This window comes from Aquitalea sp. ASV11 (genome assembly GCF_016429185.1).
Classification (GTDB): Bacteria; Pseudomonadota; Gammaproteobacteria; order Burkholderiales; family Chromobacteriaceae; genus Aquitalea; species Aquitalea pelogenes.
The window spans coordinates 1-302 of sequence record NZ_JAELUD010000255.1 but is presented as its reverse complement, the minus strand read 5'-3'; the positions used below and the strand labels follow the sequence as shown (position 1 = coordinate 302).

1 protein-coding gene is annotated in these 302 nt (G+C 78.5%); it reads left to right on the top strand.

Annotated elements, in window-relative coordinates; genetic code table 11:
- A partial coding sequence (locus tag JHD62_RS22015; RefSeq protein WP_199104657.1) for a hypothetical protein occupies positions 1 to 302 on the top strand: 302 nt, incomplete at both ends.

Sequence of the window (302 nt, the reverse complement as noted above, 5' to 3'; positions counted from 1 at the left end):
CCCCCCCCCCCCCCCCCCCCCCCCCCCCCCCCCCCCCCCCCCCCCCCCCCCCCCCCCCCCCCCCCCCCCCCCCCCCCCCCCCCCCCCCCCCCCCCCCCCCCCCCCCCCCCCCCCCCCCCCCCCCAACACCACATCTTACTGTTCGTCGGCAGCGTCAGATGTGTATAAGAGACAGACCCTCACCAGCGGCCAGCTGGCAGTGCAGTTGGTGGAAACGCTGGTGAACGACAGCCCGGTGGAAGCAGTCTGGCTGGCTGCCGGGCTGGCCGCCTGCAGCACCCACCCGGTCAGTCGCGCGCTGG